This window comes from Oceanobacillus phoenicis, from assembly GCF_047238145.1.
Taxonomy (GTDB): Bacteria; Bacillota; Bacilli; order Bacillales; family Amphibacillaceae; genus Oceanobacillus.
The window spans coordinates 3856833-3882249 of sequence record NZ_JBDFME010000001.1 but is presented as its reverse complement, the minus strand read 5'-3'; the positions used below and the strand labels follow the sequence as shown (position 1 = coordinate 3882249).

General features: G+C 35.1%; 19 protein-coding genes. 16 read left to right on the top strand and 3 right to left on the bottom strand.

Annotation, left to right across the window (positions count from 1 at the left end):
* Nucleotides 1-12: 12 nt before the first annotated feature.
* The 9 genes from ABC346_RS19450 to ABC346_RS19410 all read left to right on the top strand — a co-directional run bounded on the left by ABC346_RS19450 (nt 13) and on the right by ABC346_RS19410 (nt 10302).
* Nucleotides 13-180 (top strand): hypothetical protein, encoded by a 168-nt coding sequence (locus tag ABC346_RS19450; protein ID WP_413236430.1) that lies wholly within the window; start codon nt 13-15, stop codon nt 178-180.
* Nucleotides 181-231: 51 nt separating this feature from the next.
* Complete coding sequence (locus ABC346_RS19445; protein ID WP_413236429.1) at nt 232-1680, top strand: FMN-binding glutamate synthase family protein; 1449 nt, start codon at nt 232-234, stop codon at nt 1678-1680.
* 581 nt (nt 1681-2261) lie between these two features.
* Nucleotides 2262-3548 (top strand): PTS cellobiose transporter subunit IIC, encoded by a 1287-nt coding sequence (gene celB / locus ABC346_RS19440; RefSeq protein WP_413236428.1) that lies wholly within the window; start codon nt 2262-2264, stop codon nt 3546-3548.
* On the top strand, nt 3545-4291 hold the full coding sequence (locus ABC346_RS19435; protein ID WP_413236427.1) for a carbohydrate deacetylase: 747 nt from the start codon (nt 3545-3547) through the stop codon (nt 4289-4291). Before celB ends, ABC346_RS19435 begins: the two co-directional genes overlap by 4 nt.
* A 435-nt stretch (nt 4292-4726) precedes the next feature.
* Nucleotides 4727-6184 carry an Msr family ABC-F type ribosomal protection protein gene (locus ABC346_RS19430; RefSeq protein ID WP_413236426.1) on the top strand — a complete coding sequence of 486 codons (1458 nt, stop codon included), beginning with the start codon at nt 4727-4729 and terminating at the stop codon, nt 6182-6184.
* Nucleotides 6185-6829: 645 nt separating this feature from the next.
* Nucleotides 6830-7270 carry a hypothetical protein gene (locus ABC346_RS19425; RefSeq protein WP_413236425.1) on the top strand — a complete coding sequence of 147 codons (441 nt, stop codon included), beginning with the start codon at nt 6830-6832 and terminating at the stop codon, nt 7268-7270.
* A gap of 120 nt (nt 7271-7390) precedes the next feature.
* A complete protein-coding gene (locus ABC346_RS19420; protein WP_413236424.1) occupies nt 7391-8005 on the top strand; it encodes an anthranilate synthase component II in 615 nt (204 codons plus the stop codon).
* Entirely contained in the window at nt 7977-9737 is a 1761-nt protein-coding gene (pabB, locus tag ABC346_RS19415; protein ID WP_413236423.1) for an aminodeoxychorismate synthase component I, read from the top strand. Before ABC346_RS19420 ends, pabB begins: the two co-directional genes overlap by 29 nt.
* 52 nt (nt 9738-9789) lie before the next feature.
* A complete protein-coding gene (locus ABC346_RS19410) occupies nt 9790-10302 on the top strand; it encodes a type 1 glutamine amidotransferase domain-containing protein (protein WP_017795826.1) in 513 nt (170 codons plus the stop codon).
* A 54-nt stretch (nt 10303-10356) separates the two neighbouring features.
* On the opposite strand, the gene ABC346_RS19405 is transcribed toward ABC346_RS19410, so the two are convergent.
* Nucleotides 10357-13698 (bottom strand): GH36-type glycosyl hydrolase domain-containing protein, encoded by a 3342-nt coding sequence (locus tag ABC346_RS19405; RefSeq protein WP_413236422.1) that lies wholly within the window; start codon nt 13696-13698, stop codon nt 10357-10359.
* Between the two features lie 17 nt (nt 13699-13715).
* A complete protein-coding gene (gene bglX / locus ABC346_RS19400; protein WP_413236421.1) occupies nt 13716-15875 on the bottom strand; it encodes a beta-glucosidase BglX in 2160 nt (719 codons plus the stop codon).
* A 248-nt stretch (nt 15876-16123) separates the two neighbouring features.
* Here bglX and ABC346_RS19395 point away from each other — a divergent pair, with 248 nt between their 5' ends.
* The 7 genes from ABC346_RS19395 (at nt 16124) to ABC346_RS19365 (ending at nt 23328) form a co-directional block, all read left to right on the top strand.
* A complete protein-coding gene (locus tag ABC346_RS19395; RefSeq protein WP_413236420.1) occupies nt 16124-17518 on the top strand; it encodes a sulfatase family protein in 1395 nt (464 codons plus the stop codon).
* Nucleotides 17519-17540: 22 nt separating this feature from the next.
* A complete protein-coding gene (locus ABC346_RS19390; RefSeq protein ID WP_413236419.1) occupies nt 17541-18491 on the top strand; it encodes a formylglycine-generating enzyme family protein in 951 nt (316 codons plus the stop codon).
* Between the two features lie 16 nt (nt 18492-18507).
* Nucleotides 18508-19740 (top strand): sugar ABC transporter substrate-binding protein, encoded by a 1233-nt coding sequence (locus tag ABC346_RS19385; RefSeq protein WP_413236418.1) that lies wholly within the window; start codon nt 18508-18510, stop codon nt 19738-19740.
* A 72-nt stretch (nt 19741-19812) separates the two neighbouring features.
* Entirely contained in the window at nt 19813-20697 is an 885-nt protein-coding gene (locus ABC346_RS19380; protein ID WP_413236417.1) for a carbohydrate ABC transporter permease, read from the top strand.
* 14 nt (nt 20698-20711) lie between these two features.
* Nucleotides 20712-21536 carry a carbohydrate ABC transporter permease gene (locus ABC346_RS19375; protein ID WP_413236416.1) on the top strand — a complete coding sequence of 275 codons (825 nt, stop codon included), beginning with the start codon at nt 20712-20714 and terminating at the stop codon, nt 21534-21536.
* 15 nt (nt 21537-21551) lie between these two features.
* Nucleotides 21552-22310 carry an alpha/beta hydrolase gene (locus ABC346_RS19370; protein WP_413236415.1) on the top strand — a complete coding sequence of 253 codons (759 nt, stop codon included), beginning with the start codon at nt 21552-21554 and terminating at the stop codon, nt 22308-22310.
* A gap of 28 nt (nt 22311-22338) precedes the next feature.
* Nucleotides 22339-23328: a LacI family DNA-binding transcriptional regulator gene (locus tag ABC346_RS19365; protein ID WP_413236414.1), complete on the top strand. Its 990-nt coding sequence runs from the start codon at nt 22339-22341 to the stop codon at nt 23326-23328.
* A 261-nt stretch (nt 23329-23589) separates the two neighbouring features.
* Here ABC346_RS19365 and ABC346_RS19360 read toward each other — a convergent pair whose 3' ends face one another.
* On the bottom strand, nt 23590-25185 hold the full coding sequence (locus ABC346_RS19360) for a BCCT family transporter (RefSeq protein WP_413236413.1): 1596 nt from the start codon (nt 25183-25185) through the stop codon (nt 23590-23592).
* Between the last annotated feature and the right edge of the window lie 232 nt (nt 25186-25417).

The window sequence follows — 25417 nt, the reverse complement described above, 5'->3', positions numbered from 1 at the left end:
GGAGGGGTTGTTTTGATGGGTTTTATCGCCGACAGGTTAAATAATATGGCGTTGATATGCTTAATATTATCTATAACCGTTCCAATAACTATATATTATATTAATTCCAAGTACCATCAATTAGTCGACCCGAAATGGAAAAAGGAAAATGATCAGCAATCAGAATCAAAGAATCAGTAATGAATTGCACTTGAATTAATAACTGATTAAAGAAAGGAAATAAATAAAACGATGATAGATATAATTATATTAATATTACTTAGCATCGTAATTTTAGGATTCCTAATTACACTTTTCAATTGGCGTAAAATAATTAAAAAAATGACAAAAAAATATGGTTCCATTATTATGTCTGACAGATATCAAGAAAATCTGATTGAGATGCTTGCTGGTTTTAAACACATGGGCATTCAAACTACATTTGAGAATAATCTGCGGTCGGAATATGGAAAGATTTTGCATCGTCCATTGGGATCTACAAGACAGTGGCCTCACTTTGAAAGCATCACGTTTATACCAGCTCAAGTTGCGAAATTTCCAACGGATCATGATGTAGCGGTTGATATTTCTGTAACGATTGGACCAAAAGCAAAAAAACCACTTGAGATTAATGCTCCTTTTATGATTAGCGGAATGGCTTATGGAATTGCGTTAGCTAAAAATGTACGTCTTGCATTAATGGATGCTGCTAATAATGTAGGTATTGCTCTTAATTCAGGTGAAGGTGGAATTTTAGATGAGGAAATAAACAGCGCAGATAAATACATACTGCAGTTTGGCAAGGCAAGATGGTCAAAAGAAGAAAAGTTGTTTAAAAAGGCAGATATGATAGAAATAAAATTCGGTCAAGGAGCATTATTTGGAATGGGAGATGTAATCATTCCAAGAGATTTACAAGGACACGCAAGGAAAGTAATGGGATTAGAGGACGATGAAGACGCGGTGATTCATAATAATTTCTTTGATAATCAAACGATGAAAGACCTAAAAGATTTAGTACAAGAGCTTCGACAAATTAGTGGAGGCGTACCTATTGGTGCAAAAATTGGAGCAGGAGGTAAGATAGAAGATGATATTGACGCTCTATTAGAAATGGATGTTGATTATATAGCAATAGATGGAGGTCAAGCAGCTACATATGGGGCTGCTCCAATCTTAACAGATGATTTCGGTATTCCCACTTTGCATGCTTTAATAAGAGCTGTTAACCATTTAGAGAAATTAAATAAAAAAAGTGAAATCAGTCTTATTATTTCAGGTGGTATGTTTACGCCTGGAGAGTATTTGAAGGCAATAGCATTAGGTGCCGATGCAGTTTATCTAGGTTCTGTATTATTATTTACAGTAGCTCATAAACAAGTTCTAGATGCAGTACCTTTTGAACCGCCTACACAAGTGGTGTGGAGTGATGGGAAGTATAAAGATAAATTTGTGCGAGAAGAAGGGGCAAAAAATGCTACCAATTATCTTAAATCAACTATTGAAGAATTCGAAGTCGCTATTCGTGCAATGGGGAAGAAAAAATTATCAGATGTTACTAAGAAAGATCTGGTAGCTTATGAGAAAAATACTGCGGAAGCAGCTGGGGTTCCATTTACTACATTTCCGTATTCTGAAGACAAAGTAGGTCATCCTTCTCGAAAAAAAGAAAAGAAGAAAGATCCTCTAATAGAATTGTAATAAAAGCATTCTCTACTATAGAAGAATGCTTTTAGTTTATTCAAATTATCCCTTTGGAATATTTATGACAAAACTAACCCGATGCCAATTATCTTTTATTTTATTCTGGGATTAAATAGTTCTGCCAAACTCAGTACTAAAATACATAGACAAGCATTAAAAATTTCCTCTTATATTTACCCTAACTAGTTTTAAAATCTTTTCAACTTCATTCATTTACCATCCACTAACTTTAAATTAGAGATAATACATTTTATATACCTTCTTCCTTATATACTTAGATTATTTATTACAGAATACGCTTCCAATTGTATTTTTGCATGTTTTTCTATCATGACTTTTAAAAGATAGATCAACTGTTCTTAAGAGATTTATATTAGTTTTAAAAGAAATTTAGTTAGAGAAATTGAACATTTATTCTTCATTTGTTGCGCTCCCTAATTTGTAGAAGAAAGCTATGTTTTTGTAAGAACAAATTTAAGAATGCTTGTAGCTGTCATTTCATATGTTTAGATTATACAAGTCTTGAAAAATCTGATGAGAACTACTGTTAATATTTTTCAATAAAAGGAGGCTTTATAGTGAACAAGTTTCAAATATTTATGGAAAAATATTTCATGCCAGTGGCAGGAAAGCTTGCAGAACAGCGGCATCTAAAGGCAATCCGTGATGGAATTATAGCGGTTATGCCTTTATTGATTATCGGAAGTATTTTTTTAATTATTTCTTCACCACCAATTAAATCGTGGGCGGAGTTTATGTCGCAATATGCTGCAACATTAAGTATTCCTGTTAATGCAACATTTGGATTGTTAGGTTTAGTCGCTGTATTTTCCATCGCTTATAGTTTGGCTAAAAGTTATAAGATGGATGGATTATCTGCCGGTGTACTTGCATTATCCGCATTTTTCGTAGCTACGCCATTAACTGAGGACGGAAATATTCCACTGAATTTAATGGGAAGTGAAGGACTTTTTATTGCAATTGTTTTAGCTATTTTTACGGTTGAGGTGTTTCGTTTCTTTAACAGCAGAAAATTAGTAATAAGAATGCCTGATACCGTCCCTCCATCTGTATGGAGAGCGTTTACAGCATTAATTCCTGGTGCCGCTATCATTTCTATTGTATTTGGCGTAGATGTGTTACTTGCACATTGGTGGGATTTATCATTGCATGATATAGTTGCGACTGTTTTAAGGCAACCATTAGAAATGCTTGGTGCGAGTTTTTGGGGAGCAATGGTAGCAATCATATTAATACATTTATTATGGGCATTTGGAATTCATGGTATTTCGGTAGTTGCAAGTGTTATGGCTCCAATTTGGTATAGTCTAACCGAACAAAATGTTGCTGCTCATCAAGCAGGTGAAGAATTGCCGCATATTATTGGCCAACCTTTTATGGCTATCTGGTGGGCGGTTGGTGGATCAGGGATGGTTTTAGCACTAACATTACTATTTTTGATATTTTCTAAATCAAGACATTTGAAAAATGTAGGTAGAGGATCAATTGGTGCAAGCATTTTTAATATTAGTGAACCGACGATATTTGGAGCACCCGTGGTAATGAATCCGATATTAATGGTTCCTTTTATTCTTGCTCCGTTGACGGTTGGAATTATTACTTACGTTTCGATGGCGATTGGTCTTGTTGGAAAACCGTATGTGATCGTACCATGGACAACTCCCGCACCGTTTTCTGGTCTTCTTACGACAGGGGAATTCAGTGGGCTTGTTCTAATGATTATTAATATTGTCATTGCGATGGTAATCTATTATCCTTTCTTTAAGATGTATGATCGACAGTTACTAAAAGAAGAAACTGCAGGTGCTTCAGATAATATAAAGGAAGAAGGGAAGAGTGAATGAGTAAAAAGAAATTAATTGTGAATGCAGATGATTTTGGATTGTCACCAGGGGTTACTATGGGAATTTTGTATGCACATCAGTTTGGGATTGTAACAAGTACAACAGCAATGGTGAATACAATATTCGCAAAAGAAAGTATTCAACTTGCTAGAAGTTTTCCAGAGTTAGGTGTGGGTTTACACCTAGTGTTAGATAGAGGCGAGCCAATTTCTTCAAATGTACCAAGTTTAATTGATAAACAAGGGAATTTTTTAAAAGGAGAAGCATTGTTAGAGAGTGCTGAAAAACAAGATGTAAAAGAAGAAATTATTCGCCAGTTAGAACTATTACTTTCATGGTATCCAAAGGTAACACATTTAGATAGTCATCATCATGTTCACACACGTATTCCGGCAGTTGCAGAAGCTATAGAAGAAGTAGCTAAAGAATATCGGCTACCGATACGAACACTAGATGGATTTAGTATCGATGATATCTTAACACCAAGTAAATTTATTGGTGGGTTTTACGGTGAAGGAGAAGTTGATACAGCATCGTTAATAAATATTCTAAATAATGTCGAAGAAGAAGTAACCGAATTGATGTGCCATCCAGGATTTTTAGATAATTGGTTAATCAAGCAATCAAGTTATCAGCAGCTACGAGTGCAGGAATTAGAAACACTTATAAATCAAGAAGTACAAAATACAATATTAACGAATAATATAGAATGTATCCAATACGAGTATTTTAATGATTTGTGATAATATTGACGATACTGTATTGCATCGCTATAATTAATGTAATACTAGGATGTGCGGAAGGAGAATGAATAAAGATGAATTCAATTAGATTACGTTCCCCAAATTTGAACAAGTAACTGAATATGTTCAAACTCTACCTGTTTTTTTGGAGAGTAAATGGGAGTAGTCTGTCTGATATAAATAATTCATCTTATAATAGATTCTCAATAAGTTAGAAGACAGCTGATTCTTAAGCTGTCTTTTATCTTATCTATAGTTTTTCTCCTAAACAAAAACACAGGTAGAGTACCTGTGTTTTTTGTTTAGGAGGTTAAATATGTATATGTTATTGTTCTTTTGATTCGTACGAGCTTGTCTTTAATAACCATGTAATCAAGCTCGTATCGATATAGTTAGCTATCGATACGAAGTAATATTATTCGGAGGTAGCTATCAATGGAAAGAATTAGTTTTGAATTAGAAAATATTGAATTAAACTATTTAGATAAAGAAATTTTAAAAATTGACCGTTTAGCCATCCATCAATTTGATCGAATTGGCATTGTTGGAAAAAATGGCTCCGGAAAAAGCAGTTTATTAAAGTTACTTGCAGGAAAAATACAACCAAATAAAGGCATCGTACACCAACATGCTAGTTATGCCTATTTCGAGCAAATGGAAGCCCCGGATAAAACAACAGGAAATGAAGATCCTGCTTTGTTAGGAAAACTACATGTTCCTTCCCAATTAGATTCAATAAGTGGAGGAGAACAAACTCGGTTGAAATTAACGCAACTTTTATCAGAGTACCGGGAAGCTTTATTTATTGATGAGCCAACGACGCATTTAGATCAAAACGGAGTTGCATTTATTCAATCTGAACTAGAGTTTTATTATGGTGCATTAGTATTAGTAAGCCACGATCGTACTTTAATAGATAAATTAGTAACGACGATTTGGGAAATCCGCGATGGCAGTGTTTTTGTTTACGCAGGCAATTATACGGAATATGAAAAACAGAAAGAGCTTGAGTTAGAGCAACAACAAGAGGCTCATCATCAATTTGTTAAGGAAAAGTCTCGTCTAGAAAAAGCTGCAGATCAAAAGCGTTCCAAAGCAAATAAAATGATGAAAGGTGAAAAAGCAAACATCCGCTCAAAAGAAGGGGTTAACCGGATGTTTGCGACAAAGTCAAAAGACGCTACGCAAAAAGCGATGCAAAAAAGTGCAAAAGCTATTGAAAAACGAATAGATCAATTAAAGGAAGTTGCTGCTCCTGAATCAAGTCGCCCGATTAACTTCTATAAATCAAAAGCACTTGAATTGCACAATAAATTTCCGATTATAGGTGATCAATTAACTTTGCAAGTAGGGGATAAAGTTTTATTGGAAAAAGCCAGATTTCAATTTCCTCTTGGTGAAAATATTGCTATTACCGGAGAAAATGGAGTTGGTAAAAGTTCCCTACTGCAACATATTGTACAACGTGGAGATGGATTGGATATTTCACCTAAAGTAACATTTGGTTATTTTCAGCAGCTTAGTTACCAGCGGAATATTAATGAGACTGTGCTTGAATTTTTGCAAAAGCGAACAGAATATGAGGAAGGATTTTTAAGAAGTGTTCTTCATTCGATGTATTTCTCGGGAAATGATTTAAGAAAAAAGTTAAATCAATTAAGTGGAGGAGAATCGATTCGACTGCAATTAAGTTATTTGTTCCTAGGAGAATTTCATATATTAATACTTGATGAACCAACAAATTTTTTAGATATTCCAACCATCCAAGCTTTAGAGAAGTTCTTTCACGCCTACCCTGGGACAATCGTATTTGTTTCACATGATCAAACATTTATTAATCATGTTGCTACGAGGAAATTTATTTTTAATAATAAGAAGCTATATGAAGTATAATAGAAAAAGATATTGAAGCAATGAATAACGGAAAAATTTAATGATACACAAAGAGGTTGGGCCATAACGAACAGTTTTTGGCAAAAGATGGGATGATAGCTTAAATAAGCGTAAGAAATATACGCAGACTCCTTGAAAATCAAAAATCGATTTTCTGCGTGCGATGCAATGCTGTCGAGGACTTCCTTGTCCTATGGGAGGAAGGCTTAGGCGAGACCCCGGAATATGAAGTATCCGGAGGCTCACCAGCCGCCCATGGAAAGCGCAGTATATTTCTGAAGCGGTTTTCAAAAGCAAATCATTCGGATTTATCTTTTGCGTGAATACTTTTGTCCCAGCCTCTTTGTGCCATATATAATAGCTAGATTATTATGGAATTCCAAAAAGCGATCACAAAGAACGATCCTAATATAGATAAGCTATTTATTTTAATAATTGAATAGAGGATGAGAAATTTCGATTACCAATTTAAATGGGTTATGTATCCGACATAAAAGTCAAAGCAAAAGCGAAATTTTTGGATAAGTTCAGATGTTGAATGTAGTCAGTTTTAATAGAGAAAAAATTTTATATCAGTATCCACTCTTTTGGGAAACCATGAAAATCTAAAACACAACAAGAATTACATCATGAGGTGAGAAATATATGAAAAAATGGATAATCAGTATGATTATGGTGTTAACAATAGGAATTATAATTGTTAAATTGAACAGTCCGGAAGTAACGTTTGCACATGTATTACCAGAGGAAATGAATGATTCAACAGAAATAAATGAGATTATGATTTATGAGATTAAACCTCGAGGAGAACCACGTGAAATTGTTTTATCTGATAAACAAGATATTGATCAGTTACTCCAAGCATCAAAAAATATGCAGTTGAAACAGACAGATGATTATACCCATAGTGGTTATCTACTTTTATTAAGTGATGAAGATCAGACTTTTACGATTACAGTGAATGAAGAAGGGGATTTGGATACGGATGCCCATGATAATCATTATACAGTTAAAGGAGAAAACGACTTAATAGAAATAATTAAATCATTTGAGGATAAGTGGGAGCCAGTTCAGGAAGAAGACTAGTACTGTTACTGTTCAAAAAGTTATAGTGATATTTATATCACAATGTTATTTATAACTTAAAAGCTGTAGTCTATGCTATAGTTAAGAGGAAATTTGAGATTGAAGCTATAGGAGAAAAAAATGCTATTAATTATAGATAACTACGATTCTTTTACATATAATCTTGTACATTATTTGGAAAAACTTTCTATTGAGTTAATGGTAATTAAAAATGACCAAACAACCATAAAAGAAATAATTGAATTGGACCCTGAATATATTTTGCTATCACCAGGTCCTCATAATCCAGGTCGGGCAGGGATTACTCTAGATGTAATTAAGTTTTTTCATGATAAAGTACCAATTTTAGGAGTTTGTCTTGGACATCAGGCAATTGGACAAGTATTTGGTGCAAATATTATAAAAACTACACCGATGCATGGAAAACGATCCACTCTAGTTCATGATGCTAAAACGATATTTATGGATATCCCCTCTCCTTATTTAGTAACACGGTACCACTCATTAGTAATTGAACGAGCTTCTTTACCTGAAGAATTAGTAATTACATCTGAATCAGAAGATGGGGAGATAATGGCAGTTCGACACAGTAAATTCCCAATAGAAGGTGTTCAATTCCATCCAGAGTCTATTTGGACAGAGTATGGTGAAACATTACTCGATAATTTCCTTACTCATTACGCTAATTACAAGGAGCGAAGAAAAGATGCAACAAGCAGGAAAATTGATATTTGATTTTGCATTTGATGAACAGAAAAAGAAAAGACTAGTTTTTTCAGATCCAGTAGATATGATTGTCGCAAATGCTAAATCGGAAGTAATTTCTGCTATGGAAAAAATTGAAACCTATATAAAACAAGGCTTTTATGCAGGTGGATATATATCTTATGAAGCGGGAGAAGGATTTGATAATAATCTAAAAACATCAGATGATTTTGACCTCCCTTTAATTATGATGGGAATCTATAAAGAACCTGTAGAAAAAACAATAGATGAACAGGAATATGCACAGCCATCCCAGCTAGTCGATTGGGAGATGTCTACTTCTAAAGAAAAATATTTAAAAAATATATCATCCATTAAAAATTCTATAGCCCAAGGAGATACATATCAAGTTAACTATACAGCTCGTTTACATTCCGATAATGTAGTTCGTGACCATGATTTATATGAAAAATTAAGTAAAGCTCAAAAAGCGAATTATTGCGCCCATTTACAATTAGGTAGATATAACATTGTATCAGCATCTCCTGAGTTATTTTTTCAATTAAAAGAAGGTAAGATACTTACAAAACCGATGAAAGGTACGATAAAGCGTGGTAAATCCATTGAAGAGGATATTCGGAATAAACAGTTGCTATCGGAATCGATCAAAGATCAAGCTGAAAATTTAATGATAGTAGATTTATTACGAAACGATATCTCTAAAATTGCGAAAAAAGGTACTGTAACTGTACCAAAACTATTTAATGTGGAGAGTTATCCTACCGTATTTCAAATGACATCAACGGTTTCTGCAGAAATTGAAGAAAACATCGGGATGATAGATATTTTCAAAGCATTATTTCCATGTGGGTCGATAACAGGTGCCCCAAAGCAAAGTACGATGCAGATTATTCAAGAACTTGAAAAAAGTCCGAGAGAAGTTTATTGCGGAAGTATAGGATATATTACACCGAATCAAGAGGCGATCTTTAATGTGGCTATTCGCACGGCATTAATTGATACAGAACAAAACACAATGTCTTATGGGGTTGGTGGAGGAATTACTTGGGATTCTAATCCAGAGGCTGAATATCAAGAAGCTTGGGCAAAGGCAGAAATACTCAAATGTATAAACGAGACTGACATTGAACTTCTAGAAACAATGAAATTTAATAATGGTTCTTACTATTTGTTAAATCATCACTTGGATCGATTAAGTAAATCAGCAAATTATTTTAATTACTCACTTTCTATCAAAGAAGTCGAACAAAAATTATATAAGTATGCAGAAGAAAACTTTAAGCAAAAAAAAGCGTATAGAGTTCGATTATTAGCAAATAAACTCGGTGAAATTAAAATTAATTTTACAACTATTCCTTTGAGAAATGAAAAACCAATAAATACATTTCAACTTGCCACAAGTCCAATAAATAAAAGTAATCCATATTACTACCATAAGACAACATTTCGTAAGATGTATGAAAAATTTCGAGAAGAATTAGGAGATGCGTTTGATATTCTCCTTTGGAATGATAAAGAAGAGCTTACGGAATTTACAATGGGAAATCTCGTTGTAAAAGCACAAGGCAAATATTGGACACCTCCGATAAAGTCAGGTTTACTTGCCGGTACTTTTCGTCAACAGCTAATTGATGAGAAGAAAATCAAGGAAAGAATCATATCTAAATCGGAACTAGAAAGTGTTGACGAAATTTGGTTTATAAATAGTGTGCGAGGGTGGGTGCAGATGTTTCAACAGTAAAAATTCGGGTACACTACTGATAGATGCTTAATAATGAAAGGATGAGTTAAACATGAGTAAACACATTGCAGTATTAGTCACAGATATGGTAGAAGAAATCGAATTAACTGATCCAGTTAAAGCTTATAAAGAAGCGGGTCATACGGTAGATATTATTAGTAATGAAGGAAATAAAACGATTAATGGTAAAAATGGAGATAAAATCGAAGCGGACAAAGGTATTAACGATGTAGATCCATCTTCTTATGACGCATTATTAGTACCAGGTGGATTCTCTCCGGACTTACTTCGTATTGATCCGAAAAATGGAGAATTTGCAAAAGCATTTATGAAAGACAATAAACCAGTATTTGCGATTTGTCATGGACCTCAATTCTTAGTGGAAACGGACTTACTGAAAGGTAAAACATTAACTAGCTTTGTTTCCGTGAGAAAAGACCTTGAAAACGCTGGTGCGACAGTTAAAGATGAAGAAGTAGTTGTTGATGGTAATCTTGTAACAAGCAGAACGCCTGATGACTTACCAGCATTCAACCGCGAATCACTAAAATTGCTTGAAAAATAATAATAAATGTAAAAAGGATTGCAACTCTTGTTGCAATCCTTTCTTGCGTTTAAATCAAGCTAAATAGATATCTAATTGGTTGTTATTTTCTAAAAGATGTTCTTTAAAAGCTGAAAGGGGAATAGCCTTTCCACCTGTTCGATAAGGGTTCGGTTGTACCGTATACTCTAATTTCTGCCCGTTTAATTCAATTGCTTCTATATCTTTATGATAATGATATTTTATTTGAATGGCTTTATTACATAATTCGAAATTCAATACTAGCCCATCTAATTCTCTAGGGAGTATTGGATCAATAATTACAGCATCACTTTCTTTTCGAATTCCTAAAACATTACTAATTAATTGATTCATATAAATTCCTGGTCCACTGGAATAAATACGCCAGCCACCTTTTACAGGAATGGAGCCTGTTCGTAATTTATCAAAATGTTCTTGGGCATCGTAACGGGTATTAAATTTACCATCAGAACTACTAAAATAAGTATTACTTTGACGTAATTCGGCATTAGGTACAGTTTCTTGAATCAGTACAGGATTTATTTGGAATAATCCCTTCCATGCTTGTTCTGGTTTGCCATATTTCGTCATAGCTTCGATAAATCGAATATGAGCATGTACATATTGTAAACCAATCTCTCTTCCAAAGTTCGCTGCTTGTTCCGCTCTTTTAAAGTGAGTACTAATCCCGCCTTGATATTTAGCAGGACGATTCATTAAACGTACACCATCTGGGAAAGTTAAGTGTTTTTCAATAATATTTACATGTGTATCCGCTTGTTCTTTGGTAAATAATTCACTAATAATACTCTCTTGCATAGGTAGTAATCGATAATCGATTCCGGTTTCTTTATCGGTTGGATGTAGCATGAAATCAATATGTTCTTTATTCTCCATATAGATAAATCCTGGAACAATTTTATCATTCATGATATACGTTTGAAAATCGGACTGAATTTCTTGCTTTACAATCAATAATTCTTCTCCTAGTGATTTGTACTTCGTCTTCGTAAGTATTGTAGCCAGATTACGGATGGATTCAAATGTTAACGCGACTGTCCAACTACTAACCATATAAGACTTTAACTGACTGTTAGCCGGTTGTAACGTATCGTCCCAATCTCCGTCATCGTAGGAAGATAAATGTGTATCATGTAAAAAGTTAGTTTGAATATAGTTCAGTTGTTTTTTTACATGTTCTATGATGGAATAATCTTGATTTGAAAAAGTGAAATCCTCCTTTAGCGTATAGGGAACTTTTACATCTAGGATGGTGAAGTCTCCTGTATGTCGCAAATAATCTCCCAATACTTTTAATGGCCATACGATAATATCCCCGTGACTGTCACTTTGCTGGATTTTGTTATATTGATCAAACATAAACCATTGTGGAAAGTCCCCTGACTCCATATATTGATGTTTATATATCTCTATAAGAATGGTACGCACGGTATCATCTTGACCGGTAGCTAAAAAGTATTCTACAGGACCTTGACTGACATCCCTAGTTCCCCATGCAGCACCACCATATTGTTCAAGTCCATGGGGGGTAGAAAAGTGAACAAGCATATTGTGCGTGTACCACCATGCAATTACATTTAATTTGTTTAACTGATGAGAAGACGGACCAGAAAGATGAAAATGATTCATTAGTTTTTTATAATATGCTTGATATTTTTTTGCTTCTGTTGAAAAATCAATTGCTTGTACGTTGTTTCTTTTCCCTGTTAATGAACCTTCTATGGATAGATGAATGTCACTGGTTTTCTCTGTTTTAAAAATTACAAAAGGAGTCTTACTCGATCCATTATTAATTATGCATTGTTCATTTTCTAATGTGAAATTTGTTTCATTCATATCCATAAAATAGCTTAGGTGTGGATATGTTTGTTTGCTAGCAGCATCTTCGCCTGCTGTTACAGTAACAACTTGATTATTTCGTTCAAAAGAGATACTTACCTCATCTTCATTAGGATGCATCGTTATGTGATTGGAAATAAGGAAATGATATTCATTATTATGAAGCGATCGAATTTCCAAGTGAACAGATTTTTCTTCCACTGTTGTAAATGCTTTAATTAATAATAAATCATTTGATAATTTATAATACCATCGTGAATAATTAAATCCGAGCTCATATACAGAAGGTAAAGTTAATAAACGATAGGTACCTTCCATTTCAATATAAATTCGTTGTCCACTAGTTTTCATTATATTTAATGGATTTCTAGCATTGGATAGTAATTTATTCATATTCGTATTGCCTGTTGCGATTTGAGAATTAAATATTCCGTACATATAATGATTAGAGGTTATGGTATCTGTAACTACTTTATGGTTATTCCCACTCATGATAATATGTCCATGCGGTCTTTCCACGCTTAATTCTTTCTCAGGCAATACCACATGTTCAAATGTGTCTGTGTAGAAGGAGAATAAATCATCCCCATTTTTTTCCTCTAATATACGGTTTGGATATAGATTTTCCATTTCTTCTATAGTAAGTCTCTCTCCGCAGAGTGGAGCACCAATCCAAGAATGCTTTTCTACTTTTTCAATAGGTCGGTACAATGTGATAGATTGTGATTGAACATTATCCCAAGCTTTATGGATAAATGCTTCGTTTTCTAATTGAGTTACGGCTTCTGGGTGATTATCTTGAAAGTGAGCATAGAAAATGAATGTCTTTTTATTATTTAGATGAATTGGTTCAGATTGAAGTGCTGAATAAGCAAACTCATATTGATATACTGTGTTGGCAAGGTTCTGTTGTAATAATGCTTCCGGTACGTTGGTTTGTTTATATGTTTGACCAAAAAATTGAAATCCATCTGTACTAAAACCGATATTCCGTTGTAATGAACCTTGCTGTATAAAAGGATTTAGTCCCTGTTGGTCTTGGTTTTGTCTCGAACAGATCGTAAAACTGTCTTTGTGATTCTTATAAACGGAATGATCAATATATTGAGACACATATGCTTCATTGGATTGTAAAGCATTTGTATGTGCTAATCCAATATCTTGTGTATAAACAAGATCAACTTTTTGATTATGGTTATCATCTATCGATACTTCCCAGAACCAAACAGCGTCATCCGCTAAATGAAAAACAACCTCATATTTTATATCCTCAATCGTTCCTTTCCATCTGGCATTGGTCGTAGATATGGAAAAAGAACTGTTGGAATTGATTCCGAGTAAAGGATAGTAATATATTTGTTCATGATTTTTATAAAGACGTAAATATATATTATTGAGAGACCCGTCGATATGATTCCCTAGCAATTGATTAATGGAGATTTCTCCACTCTTTATACTATATATATCGCCAGTTGCTAAAAAGTCGATCTTCACTTTGTGATTTTGAATCGTATATGTTTCTGGGTTTATACTCACCTGTATGATACCTCCTCTTATACCAATCTGAATGTTGCTGCTTTTACATCTACGCTATTAGTACCAATAAATACTGTGAAATCTCCTTTATCAGCATAAAAGGACAAATCAGAATGGTGATATGCTAAGTCTTGTTCATGAATCGTAAATGTAACTTTTTTTGAATCTTTTGGATGTAAAAATACTTTTTTAAATCCTTTTAATTCCTTTAGAGGACGTACTACTTGACCGACATGATCTCGAATGTACAGCTGAACTATTTCCTCAGCTGCGATAGTACCATTGTTAATTACTTCTACAGTTGCTTCGATTGATTCTCCACTCTGAAAGACGGATGACGATAATTGGACATTTCCATAGGAGAAACTGGTGTAACTTAAGCCGTATCCAAATGGATATAAAGGTTCATTTGGTATATCTAAAAACTTTGAAGAGAAGCGTTCTTCTGCATTAGGCGCATCTTTCGGACGGCCTGTATTATAATGATTATAATATACAGGAACTTGTCCTACACTGTAAGGAAATGACATGGATAGCTTACCAGTTGGAGTTTCGTCTCCATAAAGTAAGTCAGCGATAGCAGACCCTCCTTCTGTTCCAGGAAACCAAGCTTCTAATATGGCATCGGAATATTCGATAACCCCGTGAAGGTCTAGTGGTCTACCGTTAAATAACACAGTAACAACTGGTTTATTTAATTCTGAGATAGCCTTAATAAGTGTAAGTTGTTCTTTGGGTAGTTGGATATTCGCGCGAGATCCAGCTTCTCCACTCATTTCTGACCTCTCTCCAAGACCTAATATCACTACATCTGCATTTTTTGCAATTTCAATAGCTTTATCTATTTCCTGTGAATCTATGGAATCAACGTCACAGCCTTTTGCAATAGATAAGTTAGCTGTTTTGTTTTTTAAGCCTTTATCTAAAGTTACTGCATCGTTTTTATCGCCTTGCCAAGACCAGGGCCCTAGGATATCGTTGCTGGTGGAAAAGGGTCCAATTAATGCTATTTTTTGATTCGTGTCTAATGGTAAGGTGTTGTTATTATTTTTTAATAGAACACTAGATTTAATCGCTAATTCTTTCGCTAGTTTACGATGATCAGCGTGTAAGATAGTAAGTGATTCTTGTTCTTCATTAGCAGCTCGGTATGGATTTTCGAATAACCCTAACTTATCTTTTAGTTGCAATATCCGTAGTACAGCTTCATCTAAAATATCTTCCTTTATTCTACCTTGGTCGATTAAAGTTACAAGATGATCTATATATGTGGTAGTCATCATTTCGATATCGACACCTGCTTCTATTGCCAATTTAGCTGCTTCGGAAGCATCTGCTGCAACACCGTGAGGGATGAGTTCTTTTACAGCTCCCCAATCAGATATAATAACACCATTGAATCCCCATTCTTTTCTTAGTATATCTCGCATTAATCTTTTATTGCCTGATGCTGGAATGCCCTCAATGGTATTAAAAGAAGTCATTACGAGCTCGCTTCCTGCTTGTAATGCAGCTTGATAGGCAGGTAAGTAATTTTCACGCAATTCACGTTCGGATATATCTACTGTATTGTAATCTCTTCCAGCTTCTGCCGCTCCATATCCGGCAAAGTGTTTTACGCAAGCCGCTACATGATCCATATCTATTACCGAGCTGTTCCCTTGATATCCTTCAACCTGAGCTTCTGCAAACCTACTATTTAAATAAGGATCCTCTCCTGTTGTTTCCATAACCCTGCCCCATCGAGGATCTCTTACGAGGTCAACCATCGGTGCAAAAGAAACATGCACTCCACTAACCGACGCTTCTTTTGCAGCGACTTCAGCGCTTTTCTTAGCTAAATGTAAATCCCATGAACATCCCATAGCTAACGGAATAGGAAAAATAGTTTTAAAACCATGCACCACATCAGCCATGAATAATAATGGGATTCCTAAGCGATTGTGCTTTAAGTGTTCTTTTTGTATATTGATTGTTTCCTTTGCACCAGAAGCACCTAAAACAGAACCAGTGGATTGAATGACCTTTTCTTTTACTCCCATTTCTTCCATTGGACCTGTGATTTTTCCTTCGTGTTTCGAACCTTTAAAAAAAGGAGTGGCTAATTGTAGTAACTGAGCTGCCTTTTCTTCTGTAGTCATTTTTTCTAATAAATGATGAATGTAATCGTTCGTCATGTAGTAATCCTCCTAAACAATCAATTAATTGAAAAATTTAAAAATACCTTGCAATCGATTTCAACTAATACTATAATCCATTTATAGAAACGTTTCAATAGTTTAATCGAATATTATTTTCTGGTGTATGTATATAAATACTTTAATTAATAGGTTTAATAAATTTTTGTTGAAAACGATTTCAATTTTTATTACACTGTTTTATAGAAACGTTTCACTAAATTTAGAAAGGAAGGTGAATGTTGGATATGAATAGCCATAATAAAAAACGGCCAAATCTATTATTTATAATGAGTGATGACCATTCGGCCAATGCAATTAGCACTTATAATGACCAACTTATAGAGACGCCGAATATTGATCGTATTGCAGATGATGGTATGCGTCTTGATCACGTATACTGTACAAATTCGTTATGTGCCCCCAGTAGAGCTACCATCCTTACGGGTAATTATAGTCATGAAAATGGAGTTCGTGGATTATCAGAGCATTTTGACGGAAGTCAACAAACATTTCCAAAACTAATGCAAGCAGACGGCTATCAAACAGCAATTATAGGTAAATGGCACTTAGGGCACGGGGATAAAAGCGATCCTACTGGATTTGATTATTGGACTGTATTTCCTGACCAAGGAGATTATTATGATCCAGAGATGATTGAAATGGGAGAAAGTAAAGTAGTGGAAGGCTACGCAACAGATATCATAACCGATAAATCAGAAGAATGGTTGGATAATAGAGATGAAGATAAACCATTCATGTTAATGGTTCATCATAAAGCACCGCATCGTCCATGGCATCCTCCAGAGAAGTATAAAGATCTATTCAATCATCACGATATACCGATTCCTGATACATTTCATGATAGTTATCAACAATCAAATGCAGCTAAAAATGCGGATATGCGTATAGAAGATTTAAAAGAAGAAGATGTCAAACAAAAAGTACCCGATGGATTGAGTTCACAAGAAGTAAAAGAATGGAAGTTTCAACGCTATATGAAAGATTATCTAGGATGTGTAAAATCAATTGACGATAATGTTGGTAGATTGCTAGATTATCTAGATAAAAATCATCTAACCGAACATACAATAATTGTATATACATCCGATCAAGGATTTTTCTTAGGTGATCATGGATGGTATGATAAGCGATTTATGTATGAAGAATCTCTACAAATGCCATTTGTTATTCGCTATCCAAAAGAAATACAACCAGCTACCGTCTGTAAAGAAATGATTATCAATAATGATTTTGCTCCAACATTTTTAGATTTTGCAGGAATCAAAGTAGAAGAACCCATGCAGGGAGAGAGTTTTCGGCACTTACTCCAGGGGAAGAAAACAGGTCAATGGAGAGATGCGATTTATTATCGATACTTTGAGCACCTTACTATTCACAATGTGCCAGCGCATTACGGTATACGAACAAATCGGTACAAATTGATTTATTATTATGGAGAGCCATTAGATGTTATAGGGGCAGTGAAAAAACCAACTACTCCGGAATGGGAACTTTTTGATATGGAAAGAGATCCATATGAATTAACAAATGAATACAACAATCCCAATTATGAAAACGTTATAATTGAGTTAAAGAATAAGTTGCAGAATGTGAAAGATTATTATAACGATCATAACTAGTTTTCATAATGGAGGTATATTCATGCAAAAGAGAAGCTGTTGTGTACCCAATAGATCACAGCAACCAAAAAAAACGACTGAGATTAGCGGTATTCAATTAACGGAAAAACATTCTTTCCTTGAAAATATGGTAGAGATTAAGGGTGGAGTATTTTTGATGGGGAATCAAGAAAGTGATGGTTTTCCTGAAGATGGGGAAGGCCCTGTCAGAAGTGTTTCTGTAAATTCATTTTTTATGGATTCCACCACTGTAACGAATAGACAATTTCGAGATTTCATCAAGGCTACCGGATATCTTACGGATGCAGAACGGTATGGTTGGTCGTTTGTATTTTTTCAATTTTTAAGTCGGGATGTAATGGAGACAGCGACAGATAGAGTAGCTCAAACCCCATGGTGGGTAGTCGTAAAAGGTGCAGATTGGGCACATCCGGAAGGTCCAGACTCATCCATTGACAATCGCATGTGCCATCCAGTAGTTCATGTGTCATGGAATGATGCAAATGCGTATTGTGAGTGGGCTGGAAAAAGACTACCAACAGAAGCGGAATGGGAAATGGCAGCTAGGGGTGGATTGAAACAAAAACTATATCCATGGGGAAATGAACTTGTTCCAGATGGTATTCATAAGTGTAATATTTGGCAAGGTAACTTTCCATCGCACAATACATTGGATGATGGATATTTAGGGACTGCACCTGCAAAATCCTTCTCAGCGAATTTGTATGGTCTATTTAATATGGCGGGTAATGTTTGGGAGTGGTGTTCTGATTGGTTTACCAATGTTCCTTCCAACCGCGGTGGAGAAGATAATCCAGTAGGGCCGAATACAGGAATAAGTAAGGTGATACGTGGAGGATCATATCTCTGTCATAAAAGTTATTGTAATCGCTATCGTGTTGCTGCTCGCTCAGCAAACACGCCAGATAGTTCTACTGGAAATATGGGATTTAGATGTGTAAGTAAAAAGTGAAAGAAAGGGTGTTTACATGTTGAAAAGTAAGTATAAATGGATATATGCAATCGTTATTGGAGTGGTCTTTGTTTTATCGGCATGCTCTGGGGGATCAGATAATGAATCTGAAGGTTCTAGTAATACGTTAACTGTTTGGACAATGAGTCAAGATTTGGATGAGTTTGTTACAGAATATGAAGATGAAACAGGAGTGACAGTAGAAGTACAAGCTATTCCTTGGGATAATGCACATGATAAATTACTTACTGCGGTAGCATCAGGAAAAGGACCGGATGTATTACAGATTGGAACTACATGGGTAGCTGAATTCGGTGAAGCGGGTACATTTTTAGATCTAACTGACCATTTAAGTGACTATGAGAATTTAAGTCCAGATAATTTTTTCGAGGAAGCAGTTGCATCAACAGAATTTAATAATCAAACTATCGGCGTTCCTTGGTATGTCGATACGAGAACATTATATTACCGAACAGATATTTTAGAGGAAGTAGGTTATCCAGAAGGACCAGAGTCTTGGGATGATGTGTTAGATGCGTCTAGAAAATTGGCTGATCGAGGAGAAGGACAGTATGGAATAGAATTTCCTAAAACAGATCCTAACTTTCCATTTATGTTAGCTTGGGGGCAAGGTTGGGAATATGATGAAGAACTTGGAACGAAGAATTTTGAAGATCCAAAATTTGTTCAAGCGGTGGAATTGTATAATACGTTTTTTGAAGAAGGCTTAACGCAAAGTGAAGAAGGAAAAGAACTATATCAAGCATTTAGTGATGGTTCAAAACCAATGTATTTTAGTGGCCCATGGGAAATTGATCAATTAAAAGACCAATTGCCAGAATTAGATGGACAGTGGGATGTTCGTGTGATGCCCATGGCAGAAACGAATAATTCTATGATCGGCGGAGCGCATTGGTCGATTTTTCATAATTCGGATAATGTGGACGGAGCGTTAGACTTTATTAATTGGATGTCAGATCCAGAAACGCAACTTTCATGGTATGAAACAAGAAATGAGCTTCCTGCAAATACATCTGCTTGGGATGATCCAATATTAGCGGAAGATTCAAAAGTAAATACATTCGGAGAGCAATTAGAGTCCACTCAAGCACTACCAGTAATTCCTGAATTTAATAATATCGGTCAAGAGCTTGTTAATACACTAGAGCAAATTTATCGTGGTGGACAAGATATTGATACTGCACTCGAAGCTTATCGTCAAGAAGTAAGTAGAATATTAGGGGAATAGATAATGAGAGTTTGGGACAAGCGTATTTAATATGTCCTAACCTCTTACAATTAAAGAGGCGAGGTGGGTAATATGAATACACATAAATCAAAGCTAACACCCTATCTATTCATTGCTCCAGCTATTATTTTACTTGCTATTTTTACATTTTTACCAATTATTATAGCGCTTGGTATAAGCTTTACTGACATGGGTTTAGTTGGCCTAGCTAACTGGGATTCCGTTAATTTTATAGGTTTGGATAACTTTGTAAGGTTGTTCCAAGATGACGTATTTTTAAAAGCGATGGTAAATACGTTATTTTATGTTGTAATTGGTGTTCCTTTGGCAGTATTAAGTTCATTTGTTATTGCGTTGGCATTAAGTAATGTATCGAATTGGATGTCGAACACATTCCGAGTTGTATATTATATGCCATCAATTACAAATATTGTAGCGATTGCAGTAGTATGGGGCTTTCTGTATAACCAAGAATATGGTTTATTTAATTATTTATTGTCCACGGTGGATATAGATGCTGTGCCTTGGTTAAATGATCCTTTTATAGCTAAAATCTCTCTAATAATTTTAGCAGTTTGGAAGAGTAATGGTGTAAGTATGTTAATATTCTTAGCTGCAATTCAATCTATACCAAAGACCTACTATGAAGCAGCAGAAATAGATGGAGCAAATTGGTGGCACAAGTTAACGAAAATCACATTACCATCGATGCGATTTGCTACATTCTTTGTAGTAGTTACTACCTTAATTGGTTGGTTACAATTTTTTGAAGAACCTTTTGTAATGACAAATGGAGGACCTTTAGATGGTACGGTATCGATTGCGCTATTTATATATCAAGAAGGATTCCAATATAGTGAATTTGGTTATGGTGCAGCAGCATCGTTTGTATTATTCATTATTGTCATTTTAGCTACATTACTACAGTTTAAACTACGTAAGAAAGAAGTCATGTAAAGGAGTGAGAAGCGATGCAAATACGAAGTAAAGCTAATAAAATAATTGTTAATGTCGCATTAATTTTAGGCGGTATTCTAGTCTCACTACCATTTATATGGATGATTTTGAGCTCGTTAAAAACTGATAGAGAGGTATTACAAATACCGCCAACGATTATTCCTGAAAATCCCACCTTTCAACACTTTATCGATCTCTTTGTCAGTATGAATTTTGGAACTTACTTAATTAATACATTAATCATTGTATTTTTCTCTATGGTAGGCCTTCTATTAAACACCATGGCAGGATACGGATTTGGGAAGTTTCAATTTAAGGGGAAAGAAATACTCTTTGCGATTGTGTTAATTACGATGATGATACCTGGGCAAGTTACAATGATTCCAACTTACCTTGTTCTAAATGAGATGGGTTTAACAAATACAATGTCTGGGATTGTATTGCCAGGCTTGATTGCTGCTTTCAACATATTTTTGATTAGACAATTTATGCAGACTATACCAGATGGATTGCTGGAAGCAGCTAGACTGGACGGGGCTGGGGAGTTTTATATTTTCTTCAAGTTAATTATTCCTTTAGCGAAGCCGATTTTAGCTGTGCAAGTTATACTCACCTTTATTGGAGCGTGGAATAGTTTTATTTGGCCATTAATTGTAGCGAATGATGAAGCATTATATACACTGTCTGTAGGTTTGGCATTATTACAAGACCAGAATGTAACCAATTATGGATTACAAATGGCTGGAGCTACATTTATGGTTATACCAGTATTAGTGATTTTTATAATTTTCCAACGGTATGTTATTGAAGGGTTCAATGTTGGAGGAATGAAAGAATAGGGAGTGAAAAAAGACATGGCCTATTTACAGTGTGAGTTTTCATCTGAAGTGTTATCAAGAACGATGACGATGTCAGTTATTTTACCTCAAGGAAATGAAAAAAAAGAATATACTACCCTTTATTTATTACATGGTTTTAGCGATAATGGTAATATATGGATGCGCAATACATCGATTGAGCGGTATGCGTTAGAGAAAAATATAGCTGTAGTAATGCCTTCGGTAGATAACAGTTATTATACAGATATGAAAAGTGGAGGAAGGTTCTTTACCTATTTAACTGAAGAGGTGTTGTATTTGTCTAGGCAGTTTTTCCCTCTATCTAATAAACGAGAGCATACCTTTGTAGCAGGAAACTCTATGGGTGGTTTTGGAGCTTTGAAGTGGGGATTAAACTTCCCAGATGAATTTGCGGCAATCGCTAGTTTGTCTGGGGTTACCGATATGGTTTCACATTTAGATAGAATACGTGAGCAACCTGGAGATAAAAAAGAAAGTCTGGAACTTGTATTTGGAAAAGACTCAATTGCTGGAAGTGAAAATGATATAATAAATAGAATGAAGCATTTAGATAAATCTATAGGTAATAAACCAAAATTTTATCAAGCATGTGGACGAAATGATTTTCTCTATGATGTGAATAAACGTTTTTATCATGAGAGTCAGCAAACAAATTTAGATATTACGCATATTTTTAACGAAGGCGATCATACATGGGACTACTGGGATAAACAAATCAAACATGTTTTAGATTGGCTTCCGATTGAATCATGATGGGATGTATTATTTGGAGGAAGAGATAATGGCAACAATAAAAGACGTAGCAAAAAAAGCAGGTGTAGCTCTTTCCACAGCCTCTTATGCTTTAAACAATAGTAATAAGATAAGTGAAGCAACAAGAAAAAAAGTGGAAGAAGCTGCACGGGCATTAAATTACAAAAAGAACGGTCCTGCTTCCGACCTTAAACGAACGAAGACCAATACAATTGCACTAATTCTTAGCGATTTATCTGGCCCATTTTATTCTGAATTAATACAAGGGGTACAAGATGTGGCAATGTCAAATGGCTATGATTTAATTGCTTGTAACTCTATAGGAGGGAACGATTCTACAGCAGTAAAGTTTCTGCGTGAGAAACGTGTTGATGGAGCTATAATTCTTGCGCATAATATAAGCGATACCATTGCATTAGAATCAGCGAAAAATGGATTCCCTATTGTCGTTTTAGATCGTGAGTTAGAGGGGGAATTTATTTTTCATGTAGAGGTTGATAATATTCAAGGTGCTTTTTCTGCAACAGAATATTTAATTCAACAAGGGGCAGAGAAGCTTGCTTTTGTAAGCGGTCCAGTTAATTCTTTTGATAATAAACGTCGTCTAGAAGGATTTGAAAAAGCATTAGAAGAATATAATATTTCAAAGAAGAACAAGTGGAAATTGTCAGGTGACTTTACTCGAGAAGGTGGTTACCGTGCAACAAACTTACTTATTGCTCAACAAGAACTTCCCGACGGAATTTTTTATGCGAATGACGAGATGGCAATTGGCGGAATGAAGGCTTTTGAAGAAAAGGGGATAACTATACCAAACGATATTTTAATTATTGGGTTTGATGATATTAATTTGACGGAATTCACGAATCCCCCTTTAACGACCATCCGTCAACCAAAGTACGACGCAGGAGCATTAGCTACGCATCTGATTTTCCAAGTGTTACACGGAGAAGAGATAAAACATCATTATTCATTACCGACCTCTTTAATCGAGCGAAATTCCGCAAAGTTAACATAGTACTTCTAAAAAAAGTGTTACGGAATGCCTAGAATAGATGTGAGTGGGTAAGGATAAAAAGAAATTAGCTAATAAAAAATCCGGAGAAGCTGCTATTTTCTCCGGATTTTTTATAGTTATCTGTATCATGGAACTTCAGATATGTGACAGAATAAATTGCTCATAAATGTCCGATTCTGTTCAAAGGCTCCTTAGCTTATGCCCTATGGTACTCATTTTTCGTTGAAGTAGAACGACATCCCCACGTATTGCGATTTCACTTTATTTATTTTTTTCTTTTCGGTTTTGATCTCTTTCAACATCAATGATGATAGCAGTGCCTGAGTTAGAATATTTTGTTTGATTAATATCATATGTTGAAGCCCGCATAAACGACCAAGCTAACAGTATCATAATAAACATGACTGGGAAACCGGCGACAATACTGGCGGTTTGCAGTGTTTCAAGCCCTCCAATAAACATAAGCGCCATCGGTAGAATCATTAATGTAAATGCCCAGAACAAGCGATGCCATCTTAGCGGCTCACCCTTCGTTACTTGTTTTTGTGCTACTGCAGCAAGAATGTAGGATGCAGAATCAAATGTCGTAGCCAAGAAGACAATTGCAAGGACAGTAAATACTGGTATTACAAACCAAGCTAATGGTAATTGATCAAGGATGGCAATTATGGTTGCTGGTGCACTATATTCATTAATGTAACTAATAACGTCAAATGAACCGGAAAGCTGTAGGTATAACCCATAATTACCAAGGATACCAAAGAACAGCACACAACCTAACGTTCCGTAGATTAAAGTCCCTAAAATCATTTCCTTAATGGTTCGACCACGTGAAATTCTTGCTACAAACAAACCGACAAATGGTGCATAAACAAGCCACCAAGCCCAGTAAAAGATTGTCCAGCTTTCAGGGAAATTTGTCCCTTCAACTCCTGGTACGTTTGCTTTTGGTTCTAACCACGTTGCCATAGAGAAAAAGTTATTAACGATTACACCAAGGCTGGTAAAAGTCATTTCACTAATAAAAAGAGTCGGACCAAATATAAAGACAAAGGCTAGAATGAAGATGGCTAACCAAAGATTTAAGTCACTTAGCCTTTTAATTCCTTTATTAATCCCTGAAAATGAACTAATTGCAAAAATCACTGTACATATAATCATGATAATTGCTTGTAAAAGTAAAGTAACAGGAATTCCTGTTACATAATTTATTCCTTCTGCAATCATTGGTGTACCTAAGGCTAATGTCGTTCCTGCTCCACCTAAAAGTCCAAAGATAAATAGTATATCAATGATTACTCCAAGCGGGCCATCGGCATATTTACCAATTACAGGTCTTGATGCTTCACTAATTTTTAATACAGGTTTTTTTCGGACGTAATAAAAATATGCTATAGGTAAAGCTGGTAATGTGTATAGAGCCCAAGCTATTGGTCCCCAATGGAATATACCGTAAGAAGCAGCCCAATTGATTGCCTCTTCTGATTCTGGAGTAATCCCAAATGGTGGACCTTGATAGTAGAATGCCCACTCAATCATAGCCCAGTACAGAATACTAGAACCTATACCAGCAGAGAAAAGCATCGCTGCCCAGGAAAAGGTACCAAATTCTTTCTTCACTTCTCTTCCGCCCAGTTTAATCCGCCCATTTTTACTAAATGCAACATATAAGATAAATACTAATGATCCCAAGCCTAAAATAAGATACAAAATACCGAAGTTACCTGTTACAAAGCTATTAGCTGCATTAATTACCTCGGACCCAGCTTCTGGAAATAGAATTAATGGAATTACAACAATGAGTAATATAAGTAGTGCTCCAATAAATGTTGGCCAATCTATTAGACGTTTGTTCATTATTTCCCTCGATTCTTTGGTTTGATTATTTTTCTCCTCTGCTAGTTTAGCTCGCAACTTATTTTATCTTTTACTGTTCTTGGGTATAGAGCTAAACCTTCTACCTTAAATTGCAAAACATTAACAACAATAACAAAACTTTAATTTTTTAACAAATAGCAAAAATCAGGATGAATACATATGAAGCGAAAAATAACTTTATTTGACGGATTTAACATTACTATGCCCTATT